Consider the following 21,794-nt stretch of genomic DNA (forward strand, 5'->3'; position numbering starts at 1 on the left):
ACATGCGGCTCGCGCTTCGCCCTGCGCACCAAGCCGCCAGCGAACGCTGGGGTGACGGATGGACTGGGCGCGTTCGCCCCGTCCGGTCCGCCTCAGCCCTGGCTCCGCACCGGCGGCCGCCGCCGCGGCGCTGCATCGGACTGCCGGCGGATCAGCGTGTAATCGAGCAGCATGTGGCGGGTCTCGTCGGCCTTGCCGCTGCGCGCGGCACGGACGATGCCGACCAGCAGTTCCACCGCGGCACGCGACATGTCGGCGATCGGCTGGTGGATGGTGGTGAGCTCGGGCCAGATGGTGGTCGCGAGCGCGCTGTCGTCGAACCCGCAGACGGTGAGATCGCCCGGCACGTCGAGGCCGCGGCGATGCGCCACCGCCACCGTTGCCGCGGCCATGTCGTCGTTACTGGCGAAGATCGCCGAGGGCGGATCGGCGACGTCGAGCAGTTGCTCGGCGGCATCGAGCCCCGAGCGATAGGTGAACAGCCCGGCCGCGACCAGCGCATCGTCGGCGGCAATGCCACGCTCGGCAAGCGCCGCGCGATAACCGGCGAGCCGCTCGGCGCTCGCGGTCTGGTTGGGGTTGCCGACGATGAAGCCGACCCGCGCATGGCCAAGGCTGAGCAGATGCTCGGTCATCGCCTTGGCCGCGGCGAAGTCGTCGATGCTCACCGAGGCCGCCTGTTCCGGCGCGCGGCCGGTGGCGACCACCACGGTCGGGATCTCCGCCCCGAGCAGCACGTCGAGCACCCCGCGCGAATCGCACAGCGGCGGCGGCAGCACCACGCCGTCGATGCCGCTGCGCACCAGTCGCTCGGCGACCTCGATCTCGTGATCGCCGATCTCGCATTTCTCGACGATCAGCTGGATGTCGCTGCGCCCGGCGGAATCGAGGCTGCCGACCAGGAATTCGCTGAGGTAGCTCGCGCTCGGGTTCGAATAGAGCAACGCGATGCGCAGCTGCGCCGCGCCGGCAAGGCTGCGGGCCGCCGGGTTGGGCGCATAGTTCAGCTGCGCGATCGCGGCGTTGACCGCCTCGCGCGTGGTATCGCGGACGTTGGCGTCGGCGTTGATTACGCGCGACACGGTCATCGGCGACACGCCGGCGAGCAGCGCGACGTCGGAGATCGTCGGCGCACCGCTCTGGCGCTTGGCGGCGCGGGGCTTGCGGAGGTGGGTGGCCATGTGACGGACTGTAGCAGCGGCACCGGCGGCGAGAAGACACAATCCTGCACTGCACCAAAAAGGGGTGCATCACTGCCGCATCTTCCTGGCAAGGATGGTAGCGCTCGCAGGCGAACTTGCTATGACAGCGGCAAATCGAAACGATCCAGGAGAGGCCCCGATGCGCACCAAGACCTTGATGATGCTCGCCACGGCGCTGAGCGTCGCCGCCCCGCTTGCCGCCCAGCAGAGCACCACCGCGCCTGCGCCTGCGAGCAGCGTCGCCCATCCGGCGCTGTGGCCGCAGGCGAAGAGCCCGGGCCTGATCGACGCCAAGACCGAAGCCTTCGTCACCAAGCTGATGGCGAGCATGACGCTGGAGGAAAAGGTCGGCCAGATGATCCAGGCCGACATCGCCTCGATCAAGCCCGAGGATCTGCGCCGCTATCCGCTCGGCAGCGTGCTCGCCGGCGGCAGTGCCCCGCCGATCGGCGCGCCCGAGCGGTCACCGGTCGGGCCGTGGCTCGCCACCGCGCGCGCCTTCGCCGCGGTGGCGATGGAAAAGCGCGCCGGCCATGTCGCCATCCCGCTGATGTTCGGGATCGATGCGGTCCACGGCAACAACAATATCGTCGGCGCGACGCTGTTCCCGCACAATAGCGCGCTCGGCGCCGCGCATGATCCCGACCTGATCCGCCGTATCGGTGCCGCCACCGCCGAGGAAACCGCCGCCACCGGAGTCGACTGGGCGTTCGGCCCGACCCTTGCGGTGCCGCAGGACGATCGCTGGGGTCGCGCGTACGAGGGCTATTCGGAAGACCCGGCGGTGGTGCGTTCCTATGCCGGCGCGATGATCGAGGGGCTGCAGGGCAAGCCCGGTACCGGCACCATCCAGAACGGCCATGTCGCCGCCAGCGCCAAGCATTTCCTTGGCGACGGCGGCACCAAGGACGGGGTCGACCAGGGCGACGCGCAGGTTTCCGAAGACACGCTGATCCGGATCCATTCGGCCGGCTATCCGCCCGCGATCGATGCCGGCACGCTGACCGTGATGGCGTCCTTCTCGAGCTGGAACGGCCAGAAGATGCACGGCAACAAGTCGCTGCTGACCGGCGTGCTCAAGGGCCGGATGGGCTTCGACGGCTTCATTGTCGGCGACTGGAACGGCCACGGCCAGATCCCCGGCTGCACCAACGACGATTGCCCCGCCACCTTCAACGCCGGACTAGACATGGCGATGGCGCCGGACAGCTGGAAGGGCATGTTCGACACCACGCTGGCGGCAGCGAAGAACGGCACCATCCCGATGAGCCGGATCGACGACGCGGTGCGCCGCATCCTGCGCGTGAAAGCCAAGCTCGGCCTGTTCGATCCCGCGCGCCCGTTTGAGAGCAAGCCCGAGCTGGTCGGCAGCCCGGCGCATCGCGCGCTCGCCCGCGAGGCGGTCGCCAAGACGCTGGTGCTGCTCAAGAACAATGGGGTGCTGCCGATCAAGGCGAGCGCCAACATCATGGTTGCCGGCGATGCCGCGGACGACATCGGCCGTCAGGCCGGCGGCTGGACGCTGAGCTGGCAGGGTGACGGCAATACCAACAAGGATTTCCCCAACGCCCAGTCGATCTACGCTGGCATTGCCGAGACGATGAAGGCCGGCGGCGGCAGTGCGACGCTGAGCACCGATGGCCGCTTCACCAAGAAGCCCGATGCCGCGATCGTCGTGTTTGGCGAGATGCCCTATGCCGAGATGCGTGGCGACGTGCGCACGCTTGAATTCCAGCCTGGCGACAAGCAGGCGCTGGCGCTGCTCAAGAAGCTCAAGGCCCAGGGTGTGCCGGTCGTGTCGGTGTTCCTGTCCGGACGGCCGTTGTGGGTGAACCCCGAGCTCAACGCCTCCGATGCGTTTGTTGCCGCCTGGTTCCCGGGCAGCGAGGGCGGCGGCGTGGCCGACGTGCTGATCGGCGATGCGGCGGGTCGCCCGCGCAAGGACTTCACCGGCCGCCTGTCGTTCAGCTGGCCCAAGTCCGCCGGCCAGTTCACCCTCAACCAGGGCACGACCGGCTACGACCCGCTGTTCGCGCTCGGCACCGGTGGCAGCTACGCCCAGCGCGTCACCTTGCCGCAGCTCAGCGAAGTCTCGGGCGTCGACGCCAGCCTGGCCAACACCAGCCTGTTCTTCAGCCGCGGCAGCGTCCCCAAGCCCTTCTCCTTCGCCACCGACAGCGCCGTGACCCGCAAGGCGGTGGACGGCCCGCAGACCCAGGAAGGCGCGATCCAGCTCAGCTGGCCGGCCGGGCGCCAGGCCACCGTGCGCATCGGCGGCCCGACGCTGGACCTCACCCGCGAAACCAACGCCGATCTGATGCTGCAGATGACCTATCGGGTCGAGCGGGCACCGGCCGGCGCGGTCAGCCTCGCGCTCGGCGGCGGCACGGTCAACGCCGCGTCGCTATTCGCCGCGGGCGGCGAGTGGAAGACGGTGCGCGTGCCGCTCAAATGCTTCCGCGAGCATGGCGCCGACATGACCAAGGTCAGCTCGCCCTTCTCACTCGCCGCGACCGGCCCGTTCACCGTCGCGGTCGCCGACCTCCGCCTCGCCACCGATCCTGCCGGCGCGGTCTGCCCGAACTGAGTAGATGCGGGGTGTCGACGCGTCGACACCCCCTTCGAAATGAAGGTTCGCCGACGTGCGCCGTCGCGGCGGTGATTATCCTGCGGTCACGCCGGATCGGCGGTCCTCGGTCAGCACCGCCTTTGGCGCCGGCGACATGGTACGCGCCAGCGTTTCGAAGCGCGTGCCCTCAACCCGGATCTCGTTGAACGCCGGCGGCGAGTTGCGCACCCGCTTCGAGAGCGTGCCCGCGCCGATCATCCGCACCGTCCAGCCGTTGCGCTCGACCGGGACGTCGAACGGGTCGTGGACGTGGCCGGACAGCACGGCATGCGCGCCCGCCGCCGCCAGCGCGGTCAGCGCCGCGTCGCCGTGGCGGGTCTTGGCGGTACCCTTGGTGCCGCCCTCGATCAGCGGGTGATGCGCGGCGACGAAGATGAGGTTGCCCTTCGGCGCCTCGGCGATCAGCGCCAGCGCACGGCGCAGCGCGCTCGCGCCCACCCGGCCCTTTGACCAGTTCCACCGCCATTGCGCGCGCGCCGTGGTCTTGAGCGGCACCACGGTGATGCCGCTGATCTCGAGCGGCTGCTCGATCATCTTTTCCACCGCGGCATAGCGCTGATAGGGCGCGAGCAGCCGGCGGAACGGGTCCCAATAATAAGGGATGTCGTGATTGCCGACCTCCACCGTCACCGGCACGCCCAGACTCTGAAGCCACGCGCCGCCCTGCTCGAACTCGCGTCGGGTCGCGCGCATCGTCAGATCGCCGGTCATGATCACCGCATCGGGCTTTTCGGCGGCGACCCGCTCGGCGAACCAGCGGATGGCGGCAGGATCCTCGGCGCCGAAATGAACATCACTGACGTGGAAGAGCTTGATCATGGTCCCTCGAACGCACGATGCGGCCGGAAGCTTCGCCGCACGATGGCGGCGGTTCTAGCCGGCAGCGGCGTGAATAGGCCAGGGTTGCCGGGCGCGCACGGCAATGCAGTGCGCGCCCGCAGCGTCAGACCAGCTCCGCCAGCTTCTGCGGCTGGTGGATCGGGCAGCCGTTGAACTTCGACCGGTAACCGGCCGAAAACTCATACGTCTCCCGCCGCGCGCGGTTGACGCCACCGAGCGGCTGGTGCGCGGTGATGCCGTGCCAGATGCTGTACGCTAGCGCGTCGTCGGTATGCTCGGTCTCGCCGTGCTGCCAGCTGAGCTGCGGCGGCACCTCGAGCGTGGCGACGGTGACGAACGGGCTCGCCTCCTGGCTCCATTCCACGGTGGCATCCTCCACCGGCATCTCGTCGAGGTTGGTATTGAGCTGCACCCGCAGCTCCCAGCGCCCGCCCTGCTCGATCATTACCTCGCGCACCGCCTCGCGGATCGCGTCGGGACGGTTGTGCGCGTTGATCGTGTCGCCGGTCAGCTGGGTCAGCGCCGGCGACACCGGGAACAGCGCGATCTTGGCGAGATAGTCGCCATAGCGGAACGGCGTCTGGCTGTAATAGGTCTCGCCCAGCGGATGGACCTGCGGCGCGCCGCCGAGCTGCTGCAGCGTCGAGGATTCGAGCCCGACCGCCTCCAGCCCCGCTTCCACGGTGCGCAGCACGCCGGACAGCGCCTTCTTCGCGCCCTCGGCGCGATCGGTCGTTTTCGCCAGCAGCTTGAGATTCTTGAGGAACGCCTTGGCATCGGGCGCCGAGAACACCGGCCCGTTGACCATGATAAAATCCTGCACCGTGTCGCCTGTCGAACCTGGCAGCCGCTCGCCCTCGACGCCGAGCACCTTGAGCGCGAGGCCGCGCGGCAGCGCGATCGAATCGTCGAGGATGTCGCCGGGGTTGGTCGAGATGCGGATCACCGCCTCGTGGCTGCCCGGCGTTGCGAACATGCCCTGGGCAAGCTGCTCGGGCAGCCCGTCATGCACCGTCAGCGTGCCGCGGGCGATGCCATGCGCCTTGGCATGGACCGCGCGCACCGCATGGCCGTAATCCTGCGAGGTGGTGTCGAGAATCTCCTTGAACGATGCGGTGAGCTCACTGATCGTCTCGGCCTCGTCGGGCTGCACCCGCTCGACGGCGGGGCTGTATCGGACCGGATGATTGGCAAGCATCGGCAGAGTTCCTTTTATTGAGCCAGATCAACCCCCTGCGCCGCCCCACGTTCCGCCACGCCAGCTAATTAACACCGATCAACTCGCCTGCCATTGTAACAGGTACGCGATCCGGCCATGCAGCCCTGCTCTGGAGACGAAGATGGCAACGATCATGCCCGGTGAGCAAGGGCTCGACCTGACCGACTGCGATCGCGAGCCGATCCACATTCCTGGTGCCATCCAGCCGCATGGCCTGCTGCTGATCGCAAGCGCCGCGGGCGATCGGCCCGTCCTTGCCGGCGCCGGCGACATCGAGGGGCTGCTCGCCGCCGACTGGCTCGGCGTGCCGCTCGCCGACCTGCTCGGCCAGGAGGTCGGCAGCCTCGGCGTGTCTGTCGGCACGGTTCACGCTGTCGCGCCGCGGCCGGTAACGGGGCTCGCGGGCAGCTTCTCGGCGCTGGTCCACCGCGCCGGCGAGCAGGTGATGGTCGAGCTGGAGCCGCTGCCACATGAGCCAATGACTGCCGCGGCGACGCTCGCCTGGCTGGATGCGGTCGCCACCGGTTTCGAGCGTGCCACCAGCGTGCCCTTGCTGTGCGAGCGTGCCGCCGTCGCCTTCCGGGCGCTGACCGGGTTCGACCGGGTGATGATCTACCAGTTCCTCGACGACGACGCGGGCCGCGTCGTCGCCGAGGACAAGATCCCCGAGCTCGACGGCTTCCTCAACCACCATTTCCCGGCCTCGGACATCCCCCGCCAAGCGCGCGCGCTCTATGTGCGCAACCGCACCCGCGCGATCCCGACGATCGATTACGTGCCGGCACCGGTTCGCCCCGCGTCCTTCGCCGGCGCCGATCTCAGCGACGTCGCGCTGCGCAGCGTCTCGCCGATCCACCTTCAGTACCTGCACAACATGGGCGTCGCCGCCTCGGCATCGATCTCGATCGTCAAGGACGGCCTGTTGTGGGGGCTGGTCGCCTGCCACCATTGTTCGCCGCGCCAGCTGCCGCCCGACATCCGCAGCGCCGGTGCCACGCTGGCGAGCGGCCTCGCCCGCCAGATCCACGCCAAGGAAGAGGCGACTGCCTATCGCGAGCGGCTGCGGTTGCGCGCCGCCGAGGATCTGGTGGTGCCGCGGCTCAACCGCGAGGAGCCGCTGCGCCGCGCCGTCCAGGCGGTGAAGGGCGATCTGCAGGCGATGATGGGCGCGGACGGCTTCGCCCTCGTCGACCGCGGCACCGTCTTCGCCAGTGGCCATTGCCCACCCGATGCCTTCATCGTCGATCTCGCCGACTGGGTGCAGGCGCGCGGCGGCGAGCCGCTCGCGGTCCACGAGCTCGGCGCGACCTACCCCGCCGCGATCGGCGTCGCCCCCGCCAGCGGCGTCATCGCGCTGCCGCTGCTCGACGAGGATGCGGTGCTGCTCTGGTTCCGCACCGAGCAGATCGAGGAGATCGAATGGGCGGGCAACCCGCACAAGGCGGTCACCGCAGAGCCGGGCAAGCCGCTCACCCCGCGTGCCTCATTCGCCAGCTGGACGCAGACGGTACGCGGCCGCTCCCGGCGCTGGACGCTCGAGGAAGTCGAAGCGTCCCATCGCCTCCGCCGCCGCTTCCACGAGGCGCGCCAGTTCCAGGAAGTGCGCCGGCTCAACCGCGAGCTCGGCAAGTCGCTCGCCGAGAAAGACGCGCTGCTCGCGCAGAAGGACGTCCTGATGAAGGAGGTCAACCACCGCGTGCAGAACAGCCTGCAGCTGGTCGCCTCCTTCCTTCGCCTCCAGGCCAAGAGCAGCACCGAGCCCGCAGTCGGCGAGCATCTCGCCGAGGCGCAGGCGCGGCTCGCGGCAGTGGCGCTGGTTCATCGCCGGCTCTACCGCGACGATCAGGTCGAGAGCGTCGACCTGTCGCGCTACATCGACGAGCTGGTCGCAGACATGAAGACCTCGCTCGGCGCCGACTGGGCCGCGCAGATGCGGCTCGATCTCGCCCCGGTGCTGGTGCCGACCGACCGCGCTGTCAACATCGGGCTGATCCTCACCGAGCTGGTGATCAACGCCACCAAATATGCCTATGCCGGCGCCGCCGGCCCGATCTCGATTGCGCTTGAACAGCATCGCACCCGGCTGCGCCTGATCGTCGCCGACGAGGGCCGTGGCAAGGGCGATGGCGAAGGGTTCGGCGGCCGGATGATGGCGGCGATGGTTCAGCGCCTCGATGGCGAGATCGAGTTCGGCGACAATGCGCCGGGACTCAGGGTAATCATGACCGCGCCGATCGGCGAGCCGCAGCGGCTCGCGGTCGACTGACTTACGCAGGATAATGAGGGCCCCGCCCGCCGCCCGGAGCAAACGGAGACGGCGCGCAGGACCCTCACACCGTCACACCGGTCGGCTGCCGTTCCCGCGGCCGCCGGATCGCGCATGACGCGCGACCGTCCCGATGCCCCTGCACGAGACGGAGAGCCTCCCCGCCCTCGCCCCGCGCAAGCTCGTGAATAGATGGTTGAACGGGGTGGCGGCCGCGGTCGGCGGGCCGCCGGGGCGGTCAGCCGTCCAGCAGCCCCGGCTGTGCCAGCCGGTCATCGGCTGCCTGCCCGCGCCGCGGCTTCCATGACGGATCGCTGCCGAACTGCGCCAGCCGCTGGCGATGCCGCCAGGTGCCGAACGCCATCACCAGCAGCATTGGATAGCCCCACAGCTGGATCTGCACGGCGTAACCGACCATCCCCGGATTGAGCAGCTTGGCGACATGCGCGACGACCGAGGCGCAGTGGAAGCCGGCAATCCACAGCGGCCAGAACCGCGTCGCGCGGATCGCCAGCAGCACCAGCGCGCTCAGCAGCACGAGGTCGATCGCGAACAGCCCGGTGGCGACATGATGCGACGACGGCAGGGCGAGCGACAGGCCGGCCTTGATCGCCCATCCTGCCGCGAACGCCGCCAGCTGCAGCCCCGCCGCCCATGCTTCGCACGCCCCGCCGAACAGCAGGGCATAGCCCGCGCACGACCCCAGCAGGATCACGAAGAGCAGGAAGGTGTTCACGCGAACGCCGAACCACCGTGCGAATTCCCCGTCAACGCTTATGCGGCCTGGACCACGCTCAACGGCGCGCGCGCCGCCGGCTCGGTGGGCGTTTCGCCATAGTCGCCGTAGGACACCGCGCCGAGGCCGAGCGCGAATTGGGCATCGCGCAGCTCGAGATGGGCGTTGGCGACGTGGCCGCGCGCCTCGAGCAGGCTGGCATTGGCGCGCGCGATCAGCTCAAGGCTTTGCTGGCCGAGCGTCAGCGGGGCCTTGGCGGCGCGGCGGCCCTCCACCATCGCCATCGTCAGCCGCGCGTTGCGGATGATGGCGTCGTCGATCTCCTGTTCATGCGGGATCAGCAGCCCGGCGATCCGGCGGGCAATGGCAAGACGTTCGTTGCGCATGATACTCTCCCCTCGCCGCGACGAGGAGCCACGGCGTCATTGATGCGTCTGATGTCCTCCGCGCCAGTCCGCGACGATCGATGCGAGCCCGAATCCGATCGACGTGGTCAGCGCGAGCATGACGAGCGAGGCAATTGCGATGATGCCGATCCACAAGCATGTGGCCGCCGGCGTCAGCGTGTTGCGCGGGTGCTCCCTGGTGGCGAACGGGCGGCCGAGGGAAACCGGCGCCGCCGCCGCTCCCTCGGGGAACGGCGTCGGCTCCGGCGGCCCGGCGGCTGCCTGCCCTGTCGTTGCTGGCTCGTCGTGATCCGATGCGGCAAGCGCCGCCACCCGGGCGGGCTCCCCCCCGTAATCGTTACGGGGGGCCGTTGCGGCGCCTGCCACGGGGGGCGGGCTGGCGCCGAACACCATCCGCGCCGCCTCGCGCCGGTCGGCCGCGCCGAGCGCCTCCACCGCCTCGGCGATATAGCTGTCCACCGTGCGCGGGCTGAGGCCGAGCCGCAGCGCGATCTCCTTGGAGGTCAGCCGCTCCCATGACAGGCGGAGGCATTCATGCTGGCGCGGACTGAGCGACGTCAGAATCGGGTTCATAATGAGCGCTTGTGCATAGCCACCGGCGCCAAGTCACCAAAGGACCGCGAAGCCGCTGTAATTACTTGGGCCGTCATGACGTCACCACGCAACTGATCGAGGTAGCACGCGGGGGTCGCGGTTCGATGACCGCCATCACCCGTCGGGTCAATCCTCACGCCCCACGACCGCTGCATAGAGGCCGAAGCACGCCCGTGCCCCTGCCAGCACGCGCTGCCGCCATGCCTCGCCCGCGACGGCGGCGCGCCCCTCCAGCGCCGCGAGCAGCGCGCGCCACTCGCCGGGCTGGTGGCTGGCGGCAAGATAGGCCGACGGCAGGCCGGCAGGTACCGATCGCGCCAGCAGCGTACCGCCGAGCCGCGATCCCTCGATCACATAGAGCGCGCCCCAGCGGCTCGCGTCGTCGGGTGCGGAGTAGGGTGCCGGCGCCGGCATCGCCACGCCCAGCGCGGCGAGATCCGCCGCGATCAGCGGCGTGCGCGGCCGCCACGCGGGCAGATCGTCAGCCACACCGAGCGCCGCCTCGACCGCCGGCAACGCCGCCGCATGCGCGATCAGCATACGCCGGTAGTCGGCAGCACGGTCGAGGGCGAACCGGCCGTAGAGCATATCCACCCGGTCATGATCGGCGGCGGTCTCGGCGCGAAGCTGCTTGATGAACGACATGGCCCCAATTGCCCCGCCGCGCCGCCGCTGTCGAGGCAGCGCCTCTGCTGCTGCCGCGTCGGCCCTGGCCACGCCGATCCGGCTATGTCACGGATCTGACTTGTTCCCCGTCTAGGCCCCGCCAGGTCGACATGCTTCAGCATCCATTCACCCCCATAGGCGCGGCAACGCAGGTGGCATGACCCGCCGCGGGATCGCCGCGGCACCACTTTCGGCTTGCGCCGCCCCCCCGGTCGGCCCCATGCGCGCCGCGCCATCATTGAAAGGTCTCCCATGGTAGCCTGGTTCCAGGCGCTGATGCCCAAGCAGGGGCGGTTCTTCGATCAGTTCGAGGCGCACGCCGCCACGCTGGTCGCCGGTGCCGACGCACTGCAGAAGCTGTTCAGCGGCGACGGCGAGATTGCGGCACACATCGCCACGATCGTCGATCGCGAGCACGATGCCGACGATATCACCCGCGAGGTGCTTCAGGACGTGCGCCGCGTGTTCGTGACACCGTTCGATCGCTCGGCGATCACCGATCTGATCGGGGTGATGGACGATTCCATCGACCAGATGAACCAGACGGCGACCACCATCGGCCTCTACGAGGTGACCGAGTTTGCGCCCGAGATGCGCGAGATGGCGGCGGTGGCGGTGGAGGCCGCGCGGGTCACCGCCGAGGCGATCCCGCTACTCCGCAAGCTCGAAAGCAACGCGGCGCGGCTGCATTCGCTCACCGGGCGGCTCGTCGAACTTGAGGGCCAGGCCGATGAATTCCACGCCCAGGGGCTGAAGTCGCTGTTCAAGGCGTGCGGCAACGATCAGCCGATGAAGTTCATCGTCCACCGCGAGATCTACAGCCATCTGGAGCGGATCGCCGACCGTTTCGAGGACATCGCCAACGAGATCCAGGGTCTCGTGATCGATCACGCCTGAGATGCTGGTCTCCATGCCGGTCCTGGTCGCGCTGATCGGCGTGGCCCTGCTGTTCGATTTCCTCAACGGGCTTCACGACGCCGCCAATTCGATCGCCACCGTGGTCTCCACCCGGGTGCTCAAGCCGCACCACGCCGTCATCTGGGCGGCGTTCTTCAACTTCATCGCCTTTGCCGTGTTCGGCCTCCATGTCGCGCAGACCGTCGGCAAGGGCATCGTTGATGCCCAGGTGATCGATGCGCAGGTGATCTTCGGCGCGCTCGCCGGCGCGATCGCCTGGAACATCATCACCTGGCGCTACGGCATCCCGTCGAGCTCCAGCCATGCGCTGATCGGCGGCCTGCTCGGCGCCGGCATCTCCAAGGTCGGCCTGTCCGGCGTGGTCTGGTCGGGCGTCGGCAAGACGGTCGCGGGCATCTTCATCTCGCCCGCGGTCGGCCTGGTGCTCGCGCTGGTGCTGGTGCTGGTCGTCGCCTGGACGAGCATCAAGCTCACCCCGATGGGCGTCGACAAGCGCTATCGCAAATTGCAGCTGATCTCCGCAGCGATGTACTCGCTCGGCCATGGCGGCAACGATGCGCAGAAGACGATGGGCATCATCGCGGTGCTGCTCTACTCGCAGGGGCTGCTCGGCGGCGAGTTCCATGTCCCCTTCTGGGTGGTGCTCGCCTGCCAGGCGGCGATGGCGCTCGGCACCATGTCGGGCGGGTGGAAGATCGTGCATACGATGGGCTCCAAGATCACCCGCCTCACCCCGGCGCAAGGTTTCTGCGCCGAAACCGGTGGCGCGATCACGCTTTTCATGGCGACCATGGGGGGCATCCCCGTCTCCTCCACCCACACCATCACCGGCGCCATCGTCGGCGTCGGCTCGGCGCGGCGGCTGTCGGCGGTGCGCTGGAACATTGCCAGCCGCATCGTCATTGCCTGGGTGGTTACCCTACCCGCCGCCGGGTTGATCGGTGCCGGCGCGTATGAACTGACGCGGCTCTTCGCGCATTGATCGTGGAGCGGCTGCCGGGTGGCGGCCGCATGATCATGGCCGAGGACGAATGATGATGCCCGTTGAACTGATCCTCCTCGGCGCGTCCACCGTGCTGCTGTTCGTCCACATCATGCTCCAGGGGCAATTGGCGACGCGCGAGCGCGGGCTCGACTGGAACGCGGGACCGCGCGACGACGAGACACAACCGCTCGGCACCTATGCGGGTCGCGCCGCCCGCGCGCTCGCCAACTTCCAGGAAACCTATGCGGCGTTCGTCGCGCTGGCGCTCGGGCTGGCGGTCACCGGCCACACCGGCGGCGTCGGCGCGATCGGCGCCGTGCTGTGGTTCGCTGCGCGGCTGGTCTATATTCCGCTCTACCTGTTTGGGATCCGCTACATCCGCAGCCTGAGCTGGCTGACCTCGATTCTCGGCCTGCTGCTGATGCTGATCCGCTTCTTCTGACGTCCCCCTTGGAGCCTTGCGCATGACCCCTCGCGAACTGATCGGCACGGCGCTGGTGCCCGGCGGCGAGGAACTGCGGCTGTTCCGCCGCGGCGACGACTTCATGATCGTGCTCGATCGCAACGAGCTGATGAACAGCCGGATGAGCGGCTCCGAAGAGGCGCTGGCGACGATGACCTGCGAGCGGCTCGCCAAGCCGGCGGCGCATCTGCTGGTCGGCGGCTATGGCATGGGCTTTACGCTGCGCACCGCGCTGGCGGCGCTGGGCGCAGACGCGCGCGTCACCGTCGCCGAGCTGGTACCCGAGATCATCGCCTGGGCGCGCGGGCCGATGGCGACGCTGATGGCCGGCTGCCTCGATGATCCCCGGGTCGAGCTGGTTGAGGACGATGTCGCCGCGGTGATCGCAGCGGCACGGGGCCGCTATGACGCGATCCTGCTCGATGTCGACAACGGCCCCGATGGCCTCACCCGCAACGCCAACGACCGGCTCTATTCTGCCCGCGGGCTCGACGCCGCGCGCGCCGCGCTGCGCCCCGGCGGTATCCTTGCCGTCTGGTCCGCTGCCCCCGACCAGGCCTTCGCCCGTCGCCTCGTCCAGGCCGGCTTCGACACCGACGAGGTGGTGGTCCGCGCCCGCAGCAACGGCAAGGGCCCGCGCCATGTGATCTGGTTCGCGCGCAAGGGCTGAGGCGCCAGCGAGGTCGCTTGATCAGCGACCTCCTTTGTCGTCACGGCTGCCACACCTCGGCCCGGTCGTTCGCCAGCCGCCGGTCGAGGAAGAACGCCGCGCTGATGAAGGCAAGATGGGTCAGCGCTTGGGGAAAGTTACCGAGCGGCAGCGCCCGGCGATCGAGTTCCTCGGCGAACAGGCCGAGGTGATTGGCATAACCGAGCCCTTTGGCCATCATGATCTGCGCCTCGTCGAGCCGCCCGGCGCGCGCGAGGCATTCGATGTACCAGAAGGTGCAGGTGGTGAAGGCGCCGTCGCCGCCGTCCAGCCCGTCTTGGTTGCGGTAGCGGTAGATCATCGCATTGTCGCTGAGCTCGGCGCCGATCGCGTCGAGCGTCTTCAGCCACACCGGATCGGTCGCCGAGACGAAGCGGACCAGCGGCATCATCAGCAGCGCGGCATCGAGGTCGGTGCCGCCACGCGTCTGGACGAAATAGCCGTGGTCGGGATGGCGGTAATGATCCCAGATATCGCGGGCAATGGCGTCGCGCCCCGCCGACCAGTCGGCCAGCGGCGCCGCCAGCGAGCGCTTCTGCGCCAGCCGGATCGCGCGATCCAGCGCCACCCAGCACATCAGCCGTGAATGGAGGAAGGCGCGCGGCGCATCGCGCAGCTCCCAGATCCCGGCATCGGGCTCGTTCCAGTGGCTAAGCACATAATCGACCATGCCGCACACATGGCCCCAGCCGTCATGGCTGATCGCGGCGCCATATTTGTTCGAGAGATAAACGCTGTCGAGCAGCTCGCCGAAGATGTCGAGCTGGGTCTGGTGGTGCGCGCCATTGCCGATCCGCACCGGCTGGCTGCCGGCATAGCCGGCGAGATGCGCCAGCTCCTGCTCGTCCGCCGCCTCCGACCCGTCGATCGCATACATGATCCGGATCGGGTGCGCGGCGTCGGCATGCTCGACCCGGTCGGCGACCCAGCCGCGAAACCGCTCGGCCTCCTCGACATAGCCGAGCCGCATGAAGGCGTAGACGGTGAATGAGGCGTCGCGGATCCAGGTCGCGCGATAGTCCCAGTTGCGCCCCGCGCCGGTCGCCTCGGGCAGGCCGAAGGTGGCGGCCGCCGCGATCGAGCCGTGGCGCGCCGAGGTCAGCAGCTTGAGCGCGAGCGCCGAGCGGGTCACCGCCTCGCGCCACCGGCCGTGATAGGTCGAGCGCCCCACCCAGCCGCGCCACGCCGCCACCGTGCCGGCGAGCAGCGCGTCGATGTCGCGGTCCTCCGGCACCGGCGCCGCCGGGTCGTCGAGCACGAACCACGCCGTTTCGCCTGCCGCCAGCGTCACCTCGGCGGTGGCCTCGCCCTCACCCGGCGTCAGCGGCACCGAGGCGATCAGCCGCAACGCGATGGTCTGGCCGGTGAACACCACGCCGCGGCCGTCGGCCACCGCGCTCGCGACCGGCGCCTCGCGCGCGTAATCGAACATCGGCCGGCAGCGCACCGCCAGCGTCACCGGGCCACGCGTCGCCGTTACCCGGCGGATGACGCAGCGCGTGCCCTGGTCGGCGTCGTCGCGGCACGCTTGCGGGTGCGGCATCAGGTCGGTGACCTCGACGCTGCCCGCCTCGCTCATCCAGCCGGTCACCAGCACGTTGCTGTCGGGAATATAGCATTGGCTGGTGCGCGCATCGTCCAGCGCCGGGGTGATGGTGAACGCCCCGCCCTGCGCAGGATCGAGCAGCGCGGCGAAGATCGTCGGGCTGTCGAGCGCCGGCCAGCAGCAATAATCGATCGCGCCATCGCGCGCGACCAGCGCCGCCGTCTCGAGATTGCCGATCACGCCATGATCGCCGATCGTCCGGCCCGGCGCCGGATTGTCCATTAAAGTCATCGCGGCTGAACGCCTGTGTGGCGCTTTAGCCGCACCTTGCCGCCCACCCGCGGCACAACGGCCAACTTCACCGATCTGTCGCATCATCGTCACGGCGGCGTAACGGTGCGTCGTCACCCAGCCTCATCAGGCCGCTATCGGTTGGGGACACTTACATGATTGCCAAATATCTGTTGCTCGCGGGCGTCGCGCCTGCCGTGCTGATCGCCGCGCCCGCCGCCGCGCAGGAACAAGCCACCGCCGCTCCGATCGATCAGGCGTCAGTTCCCGCCCCGGAAGACGACATCGTCGTGCTTGGCTTCGGCGAAAGCCGCCAGGTTCAGTCGGTCACCGCCGCCGACATGGCCCGGCTCACCCCCGGCACCTCGCCGCTCAAGGCGATTTCGAAGCTCCCCGGCGTCAACTTCCAGTCGGCCGACGCGTTCGGCGCCTACGAATGGTCGACCCGCATCAGCCTGCGCGGGTTCAACCAGAACCAGCTCGGCTTCACCCTCGATGGCGTGCCGCTCGGCGACATGAGCTACGGCAACGTCAACGGCCTCCACATCAGCCGCGCGATCATCTCCGAGGATATCGGCGCCACCACCGTCGCCCAGGGCGCCGGCTCGCTCGGCACCGCGTCGACCAGCAACCTCGGCGGCACCATCCAGTTCACCAGCCGCGCGCCGTCGGACATCGCCGGCATCCAGGCCTCGGGCACCTATGGCAGCGACGACACCTATCGCGCGTTCGTCCGTCTCGAGAGCGGCGACATCGGTGGCGGCCTAAAGGGCTATCTCAGCTACGGCTTCCTGCAGACCGACAAGTGGAAGGGCTATGGCGACCAGCGCCAGCACCAGGCCGACGCCAAGATCGTCAAGGACCTCGGCAACCAGGGCAGCATCACCGCCTTTCTAGATTTCTCCGATCGCCGTGAGACCGATTACCAGGATCTCAGCCTCGACATGATCCGCCGCCTCGGCACCCGCGACGACAATATCGGCGACAAGTACGCGCTCGCGATCCAGCTCGCCGAAGTCTACGCCAACCAGACCACCCGCGCCGGCAGCGCCACCGCCGCTTTGCCCTACCCCACCGCCGGCCTCGCCTTCCCGGCGCCTTACGCGACGGTGGACGACGCCTATTTCGACGCCGGCGGCCTGCGCCGCGACTATCTCGGCGGCGTCACCGTCGATGCCAACCTCACCCCCGAGCTCAACCTGCGCTCGACTACTTATTACCACAACAACAAGGGCCAGGGCTCCTGGATCACGCCTTATACGGCGACCCCGGTCGGCGCGCCTGACCAAGACGGCAACCCGATTACCAACCCCGCGCCGCTCGCCTATCGCACCACCGAATACAGCATCCATCGCGCCGGCAACGTCAGCCGCCTTGCCTATGACGTCGGCGTCAACCGCTTCGAAGTCGGCGGCTGGTATGAGAGCAACACCTTCCGCCAGGCGCGCCGCTTCTACGGCATGGCGATGGGCACCGAGCCCAACCGCGAGACGCTCGAGTATCAGGACAACCCGTTCTTTACCCAGTGGGACGGCAAGTACGATACCGAGACGCTGCAATATTATGTGCAGGACACGCTCAAGCTCGCCGACGATCGCGTCGTGATCAACGGCGGCTGGAAGGGCGTCCAGGTCAAGAACCAGTCGACGCTCGAGACCGGCACGCTCGCCGCGGGCAAGATCGAATCGCGCGACTGGTTCCTGCCCCAGGCCGGCATCCTGTTCCGCGTCGGCGGCGGCGCCGAACTGTTCGCGAGCTATACCGAGAACATGCGCGCCTTCGTCTCCTCGGCGACCACCGGGCCGTTCTCCACCACTCAGGCCGGATTCGACGCGATCCGCACCACGCTGAAGCCCGAGCGTTCGAAGACCGCGGAAGGCGGGGTCCGCTTCCACGCCGGCGGGTTGCAGATGTCGGCGGCGGGCTATTACGTCGACTTCTCCAACCGCCTGCTCGCCTTCGCCAACGGCGCGGGCATCATCGGCAACCCGGCGACGCTCAACAACGTCGGCAGCGTCCACAGCTATGGCGGCGAGGCGACCATCAATTACCGCCTGTTCGGCGCGCTCTCGGCGCTCGCCAGCTATTCCTACAATCACTCGACCTATCAGGACGACGTGCTGAGCGCCGCCGGCACCGTGCTGGTCGCGAGCAAGGGCCGCAAGATCGTCGACAACCCCGATCACATGGCCAAGGGCGAGATCGTCTACGACGACAACACCTTCCTCGCCCGCGCCGGTGTTGATTGGATGTCGAAGCGCTACTTCACCTACACCAACGACCAGTCGGTAGGCGCACGCGCGCTGGTGGACGCCAGCATCGGCTACCGTATCCATGGCCCGGGCTTCCTCGACGGCGTCTCGATCGAGGGCAGCGTGACCAACCTTACCGACAAGAAGTATATCGCCACCGTCGGCTCCAACGGCTTCACCGCCAGCGGTGACAGCCAGACGTTGCTGCCGGGCGCCCCGCGCCAGTGGTTCGTGTCGCTGCGCAAGGGGTTCTAAGGCCGTCGGGCAGCCCCGCGGGCGTGCCCCTCGGGCATGCGTTGCGGCGGCGACGGGAGCACCGGAGCTCGACGTCGCCGCCGCAACGGCAGTTGCTCCTTGGCGCGATTGGCCGCAGATTGATTGCTTATGGTGAGCAGCTCCTTTTGCCGGCGCGTCGCGCTGATCGCCTCAGCCTCGGCCATGATACTGGTGGCCGCGGCGCCCGCGCCAGCGCGCAGCATCCTCTTCGTCGGCAACAGCTTCACCTTCGGCGCCGCCTCGCCGGTGCATCGGTATCGGCCCGATCGAGTGGAGGATCTCAATCGCGAGGGTGTCGGCGGCGTGCCGGCGCTGTTTGCCACCTTTGCGGCGGAAGCTGGGCTCGATTGGACGGTCAGCCTGGAGACGTCGTCGGGCAAGGACCTCGCCTATCATCTTGCCAACAAGCGCGCCGAAATCGATCGGCCGTGGGACGTTGTCATCCTCCAGGGCTACAGCACACTGGATGCTGACAATCCGGGAGACCCCACCCGCCACATCGCCGCAGCCCGCGCGCTCGCCGCGCTGATGCGCGCCCGCAACCCTCGGGCCGAGGTGGATCTCGTCTCCACCTGGTCACGTGCCGACCAGACCTACAAGCCCACCGGTCACTGGTTCGGCAAGCCGATCACGCGCATGGCCGACGACCTGATGGCGGCAAGCCGGCAGGCGCTCGCCGGCCCGTCCGCAGTGAACGCCGTTGTCGCGGTCGGTCCCGCCTGGAACCGCGCCATGGCGGAGGGGCTGGCCGACCCGAACCCTTATGACGGCATTGCCTTCGGCAAGGTCAGCCTGTGGTCGTGGGACCAGTATCACGCCACCGCCGAAGGCTATTACCTCGAGGCGCTGATGGTGTTCGGCACCGTCACCAAGGCCGATCCGCGCATTCTGGACGGCAGGGAAGAGGCCGCCGACGATCTTGGCCTCCATCCCGACGTCGCCCACCAGTTGCGGGCAATCGCCGCGGCAGAGCTGATGGCACAGGGGGTATTGCCGGGCGGCGGGACCGGATAGCCACGCCACGACATCGCGCCCGTTGCCATATCACTCAAGCTCCGCTATGCGCCCGCGCTTCCACACCGCCGGCTTGCGCCAGCGGCTGGATGCTTGCGGGAGGGCGCCTCCGGGTACCCGCTACACCGCTAAACTTGAAACGAGAGTGACATGGCAAAGAAGATCACAGGTTATATCAACCTGCAGGTTCCTGCAGGTGATGCTAAGCCCGCCCCGCCGATCGGCCCGGCGCTGGGTCAGCGCGGCGTCAACATCATGGAGTTCTGCAAGGCGTTCAACGCCTCGACGACCGACATGGAAAAGGGCACCCCGCTGCCCACCAAGATCACCGTCTATGCGGATCGCAGCTTCTCGTTCGAGGTGAAGACCCCGCCGGCCTCGTTCCTGATCAAGAAGGCCGCCGGCCTCAAGTCGGGCTCGAAGGAGCCGGGCAAGGTCTCCGCGGGCAAGATCGCGCGCTCCAAGCTCGCCGAGATCGCCCAGACCAAGATGAAGGATCTGAACGCCAACGATATCGAGGCGGCGACCAAGATCATCGAAGGCTCCGCCCGCGCGATGGGCCTCGAAGTGACGGAGGGCTGAGATCATGGCCAAGCTGACCAAGAAGCATAAGGCGATCACCATTGATCGCGAGAAGCTGCACGCCATCGACGAGGCGATCGCCCTCGCCCGTTCGGGTGCGACCTCCAAGTTCGACGAGACCATCGAGGTCGCGCTGAACCTCGGCGTCGATCCGCGCCACGCCGACCAGATGGTCCGCGGCGTCGTCACCCTCCCCGCCGGCACCGGCAAGACCGTCCGCGTCGGCGTGTTCGCCCGCGGCGCCAAGGCCGAGGAAGCCCTGGCTGCAGGCGCCGACGTCGTCGGTGCCGAGGATCTGATGGAGACCATCCAGGGTGGCACGATCGATTTCGATCGCTGCATCGCCACGCCTGACATGATGGGCATCGTCGGTCGCCTCGGTAAGGTGCTGGGTCCCAAGGGCCTGATGCCGAACCCGAAGCTCGGCACCGTGACCATGAACGTCGCCGAGGCGGTCAAGGCCGCCAAGGGCGGTCAGGTCGAGTATCGCGTCGAGAAGGCCGGCATCATCCACTCCGGCATCGGCAAGGCGAGCTTCGCCGCCGAGGACCTGCGCCGCAACTTCGACGCGCTGGTCGATGCGGTGGTCAAGGCCAAGCCGTCGGGCGCCAAGGGCAAGTATGTCCGCAAGGTCGCCGTGTCCTCGACGATGGGCACCGGCATCAAGGTCGACACCGCCGAGATCGCGGGCGCTTAACGCACCCGCCGGTCAACGCGACTGGTTCGAACACAAAGGGTCGGGAGCAATCCCGGCCCTTTTTGCGTCAGAAGTCGCCTGGCTTAAGCAACCGGCGCTGGGGCACCTCACCACCGAGCCCGTCGAGCGCCGTCGCTCAACAGCCCCCATCGAGTAATAACAAGATGGGCGTGCGCGCGAAACGAACCGCGGCGTGGCAAGACGTCGTGCCGCGCCACGCCCATTAACACCCTGTTCCTTCAGCCAATATCTTCGCCGATGCTGCCCTGGCGCCCGGCCAGCACTTGGTACGCTTAGGCCAGCAGGTCCGCGCCACCGTATTGGCACTGCCATATCATCGCGATACGCTGCCCTGGTCATAACCCGGGGGTATCATGATGAAGACGATGGGAAGTCTGGCGACAGCTGCGATGCTGATCGCCACAGCGGCGCCGGCAGCGGCGCAGCAACTCGCGAAGCCGACCAGCGGCCAGAAGCTCCAGCAGGCGACGATGGCCGATGTGCCGCGCTGCGCGCGCAAGCTCGGCACCATCTCGGTCGCCGATGGCGACGATCCCTATCGCTGGACGCAGTGGCAGCTAGCGCCACCCTCCAAGCTGCTCAAGGTGATGATCCAGCGCTCGGGCTGCTTCAACCTGGTCGATCGCGGTACCGGCCTCAACGCCGCCGAGCGCGAACGCGCGATCGGCGGCAACCTCGGGCTGCAGCGCGGCTCGAACGTCGGCCAGGGCCAGATCAAGGCCGCCGATTACGTGCTCGTCGCCGAGATCCAGGGCGCCAACAGCAACGCCAGCGGCAGCGCGATCGGCGGCGCCGCCGGCGGCCTGATCGGCGGCCGGCTGGGTGGCGTGCTCGGCGGCCTGCGCAGCCGCAAGATGGAGGCGAACACGATCGTCTCGGTCACGAACGTCCGCACCACCGAGACGATCGCCACCGAAGACGGCTATGCCGCCAAGAACGATCTCGGTTTTGCCGCGGGCGGCGGGCTCGGCTTCTTCGGCGGCGCCGCGGGCGCGGTTGGCGGTGGTTACGAGAACACCGATATAGGCCGCATCGTCACCCTGTCGTTCATTCAGGCCTATTCGAGGCTGGTCGAGTCGCTCAACCTGGTCCGCCCGGGTAGCGGCGGCACCGCCGAGGCAGCGCCCGCCAAGACGTTTACCGCGATCGGCGCGGTGGCGATGCGCAAGACCGCCGCGGCCGGCGGCGCCGCGATTCGCACCCTGCCGCCGGGATCGGTTCTGTATCCCACCGGCAAGAAGGACGGCTTGTGGTGGGAAGTCGCCGATGAGAATGACAATGTCGGCTGGGTGCTCAACACGCGGCTCGCGCCGTCGCAATAAGTCCGCGCTTGCCGGATTGTATCACCGCGGGTCGGGAGCGGATGCTCCCGGCCCGTTCGCGTATAGATGCCTGCCGTGATCATGTCGATTTCGGACTGATCGTAACCGGTCATGGTTAACGGGGGCGTAGCAGTTACGGCTCCCCGATCCGGCCGCCGG

General features: G+C 68.4%; 18 protein-coding genes and 1 pseudogene. 11 read left to right on the forward strand and 8 right to left on the reverse strand.

The features are described 5' to 3' along the window. Positions 1 to 92 precede the first annotated feature (92 nt). Positions 93 to 1,181: a LacI family DNA-binding transcriptional regulator gene (locus AC07M8_RS13170; RefSeq protein WP_495174784.1), complete on the reverse strand. Its 1,089-nt coding sequence runs from the start codon at positions 1,179 to 1,181 to the stop codon at positions 93 to 95. A 160-nt stretch (positions 1,182 to 1,341) separates the two neighbouring features. Here AC07M8_RS13170 and AC07M8_RS13175 point away from each other — a divergent pair, with 160 nt between their 5' ends. Further along, complete coding sequence (locus AC07M8_RS13175; protein WP_495174785.1) at positions 1,342 to 3,789, forward strand: glycoside hydrolase family 3 protein; 2,448 nt, start codon at positions 1,342 to 1,344, stop codon at positions 3,787 to 3,789. A gap of 75 nt (positions 3,790 to 3,864) precedes the next feature. On the opposite strand, the gene AC07M8_RS13180 is transcribed toward AC07M8_RS13175, so the two are convergent. Both AC07M8_RS13180 and AC07M8_RS13185 read right to left on the reverse strand, forming a co-directional pair. Next, complete coding sequence (locus AC07M8_RS13180) at positions 3,865 to 4,650, reverse strand: metallophosphoesterase family protein (RefSeq protein WP_495174786.1); 786 nt, start codon at positions 4,648 to 4,650, stop codon at positions 3,865 to 3,867. Between the two features lie 124 nt (positions 4,651 to 4,774). After that, positions 4,775 to 5,869, reverse strand: coding sequence for a catalase family protein (locus AC07M8_RS13185; RefSeq protein WP_495174787.1), 1,095 nt, complete (start codon positions 5,867 to 5,869; stop codon positions 4,775 to 4,777). A gap of 142 nt (positions 5,870 to 6,011) precedes the next feature. Between AC07M8_RS13185 and AC07M8_RS13190 the strand changes: the two genes are divergently transcribed. Next, a complete protein-coding gene (locus AC07M8_RS13190) occupies positions 6,012 to 8,156 on the forward strand; it encodes a histidine kinase dimerization/phosphoacceptor domain -containing protein (RefSeq protein ID WP_495174788.1) in 2,145 nt (714 codons plus the stop codon). A 238-nt stretch (positions 8,157 to 8,394) separates the two neighbouring features. Here the strand turns inward: AC07M8_RS13190 and AC07M8_RS13195 are convergent, their stop codons facing one another. From AC07M8_RS13195 to AC07M8_RS13210, 4 genes are all read right to left on the reverse strand, one after another. Further along, entirely contained in the window at positions 8,395 to 8,892 is a 498-nt protein-coding gene (locus AC07M8_RS13195; RefSeq protein WP_495174789.1) for a hypothetical protein, read from the reverse strand. A 38-nt stretch (positions 8,893 to 8,930) separates the two neighbouring features. Beyond that, positions 8,931 to 9,278, reverse strand: coding sequence for a hypothetical protein (locus AC07M8_RS13200; protein WP_495174790.1), 348 nt, complete (start codon positions 9,276 to 9,278; stop codon positions 8,931 to 8,933). Positions 9,279 to 9,314: 36 nt separating this feature from the next. Continuing rightward, a complete protein-coding gene (locus AC07M8_RS13205) occupies positions 9,315 to 9,872 on the reverse strand; it encodes a helix-turn-helix domain-containing protein (RefSeq protein ID WP_495174791.1) in 558 nt (185 codons plus the stop codon). Positions 9,873 to 10,019: 147 nt separating this feature from the next. Beyond that, a complete protein-coding gene (locus AC07M8_RS13210; protein WP_495174792.1) occupies positions 10,020 to 10,538 on the reverse strand; it encodes a biliverdin-producing heme oxygenase in 519 nt (172 codons plus the stop codon). A gap of 261 nt (positions 10,539 to 10,799) precedes the next feature. On the opposite strand from AC07M8_RS13210, the pseudogene AC07M8_RS13215 reads away from it, so the two are divergent. From AC07M8_RS13215 to AC07M8_RS13230, 4 genes and pseudogenes are all read left to right on the forward strand, one after another. Then, a pseudogene (locus AC07M8_RS13215) lies at positions 10,800 to 11,456 on the forward strand (DUF47 domain-containing protein); the annotation flags it as partial. 1 nt (position 11,457) lies between these two features. Next, positions 11,458 to 12,459 (forward strand): inorganic phosphate transporter, encoded by a 1,002-nt coding sequence (locus tag AC07M8_RS13220; protein WP_495174793.1) that lies wholly within the window; start codon positions 11,458 to 11,460, stop codon positions 12,457 to 12,459. Positions 12,460 to 12,511: 52 nt separating this feature from the next. After that, complete coding sequence (locus AC07M8_RS13225) at positions 12,512 to 12,904, forward strand: MAPEG family protein (RefSeq protein ID WP_495174794.1); 393 nt, start codon at positions 12,512 to 12,514, stop codon at positions 12,902 to 12,904. Positions 12,905 to 12,926: 22 nt separating this feature from the next. After that, the gene (locus AC07M8_RS13230) at positions 12,927 to 13,595 is read left to right on the forward strand and encodes a spermidine synthase (protein WP_495174795.1); all 669 of its coding nucleotides are present in this window, start codon (positions 12,927 to 12,929) and stop codon (positions 13,593 to 13,595) included. Positions 13,596 to 13,635: 40 nt separating this feature from the next. On the opposite strand, the gene AC07M8_RS13235 is transcribed toward AC07M8_RS13230, so the two are convergent. After that, on the reverse strand, positions 13,636 to 15,471 hold the full coding sequence (locus tag AC07M8_RS13235) for a glycoside hydrolase family 15 protein (protein ID WP_495174796.1): 1,836 nt from the start codon (positions 15,469 to 15,471) through the stop codon (positions 13,636 to 13,638). Positions 15,472 to 15,626: 155 nt separating this feature from the next. Here AC07M8_RS13235 and AC07M8_RS13240 point away from each other — a divergent pair, with 155 nt between their 5' ends. The 5 genes from AC07M8_RS13240 (at position 15,627) to AC07M8_RS13260 (ending at position 21,635) form a co-directional block, all read left to right on the forward strand. Then, positions 15,627 to 17,978 carry a TonB-dependent receptor gene (locus tag AC07M8_RS13240; protein ID WP_495174797.1) on the forward strand — a complete coding sequence of 784 codons (2,352 nt, stop codon included), beginning with the start codon at positions 15,627 to 15,629 and terminating at the stop codon, positions 17,976 to 17,978. 183 nt (positions 17,979 to 18,161) lie between these two features. Beyond that, a complete protein-coding gene (locus AC07M8_RS13245; RefSeq protein WP_495174798.1) occupies positions 18,162 to 19,013 on the forward strand; it encodes a PEP-CTERM sorting domain-containing protein in 852 nt (283 codons plus the stop codon). Positions 19,014 to 19,163: 150 nt separating this feature from the next. After that, complete coding sequence (gene rplK / locus AC07M8_RS13250; protein WP_495174799.1) at positions 19,164 to 19,595, forward strand: 50S ribosomal protein L11; 432 nt, start codon at positions 19,164 to 19,166, stop codon at positions 19,593 to 19,595. A 4-nt stretch (positions 19,596 to 19,599) separates the two neighbouring features. Further along, entirely contained in the window at positions 19,600 to 20,292 is a 693-nt protein-coding gene (rplA, locus tag AC07M8_RS13255) for a 50S ribosomal protein L1 (protein ID WP_267393770.1), read from the forward strand. A gap of 374 nt (positions 20,293 to 20,666) precedes the next feature. Then, positions 20,667 to 21,635: a CsgG/HfaB family protein gene (locus tag AC07M8_RS13260; protein WP_495174800.1), complete on the forward strand. Its 969-nt coding sequence runs from the start codon at positions 20,667 to 20,669 to the stop codon at positions 21,633 to 21,635. Positions 21,636 to 21,794 lie beyond the last annotated feature (159 nt).

This window comes from Sphingomonas sp. GW821-FHT09E03 (assembly GCF_059416225.1).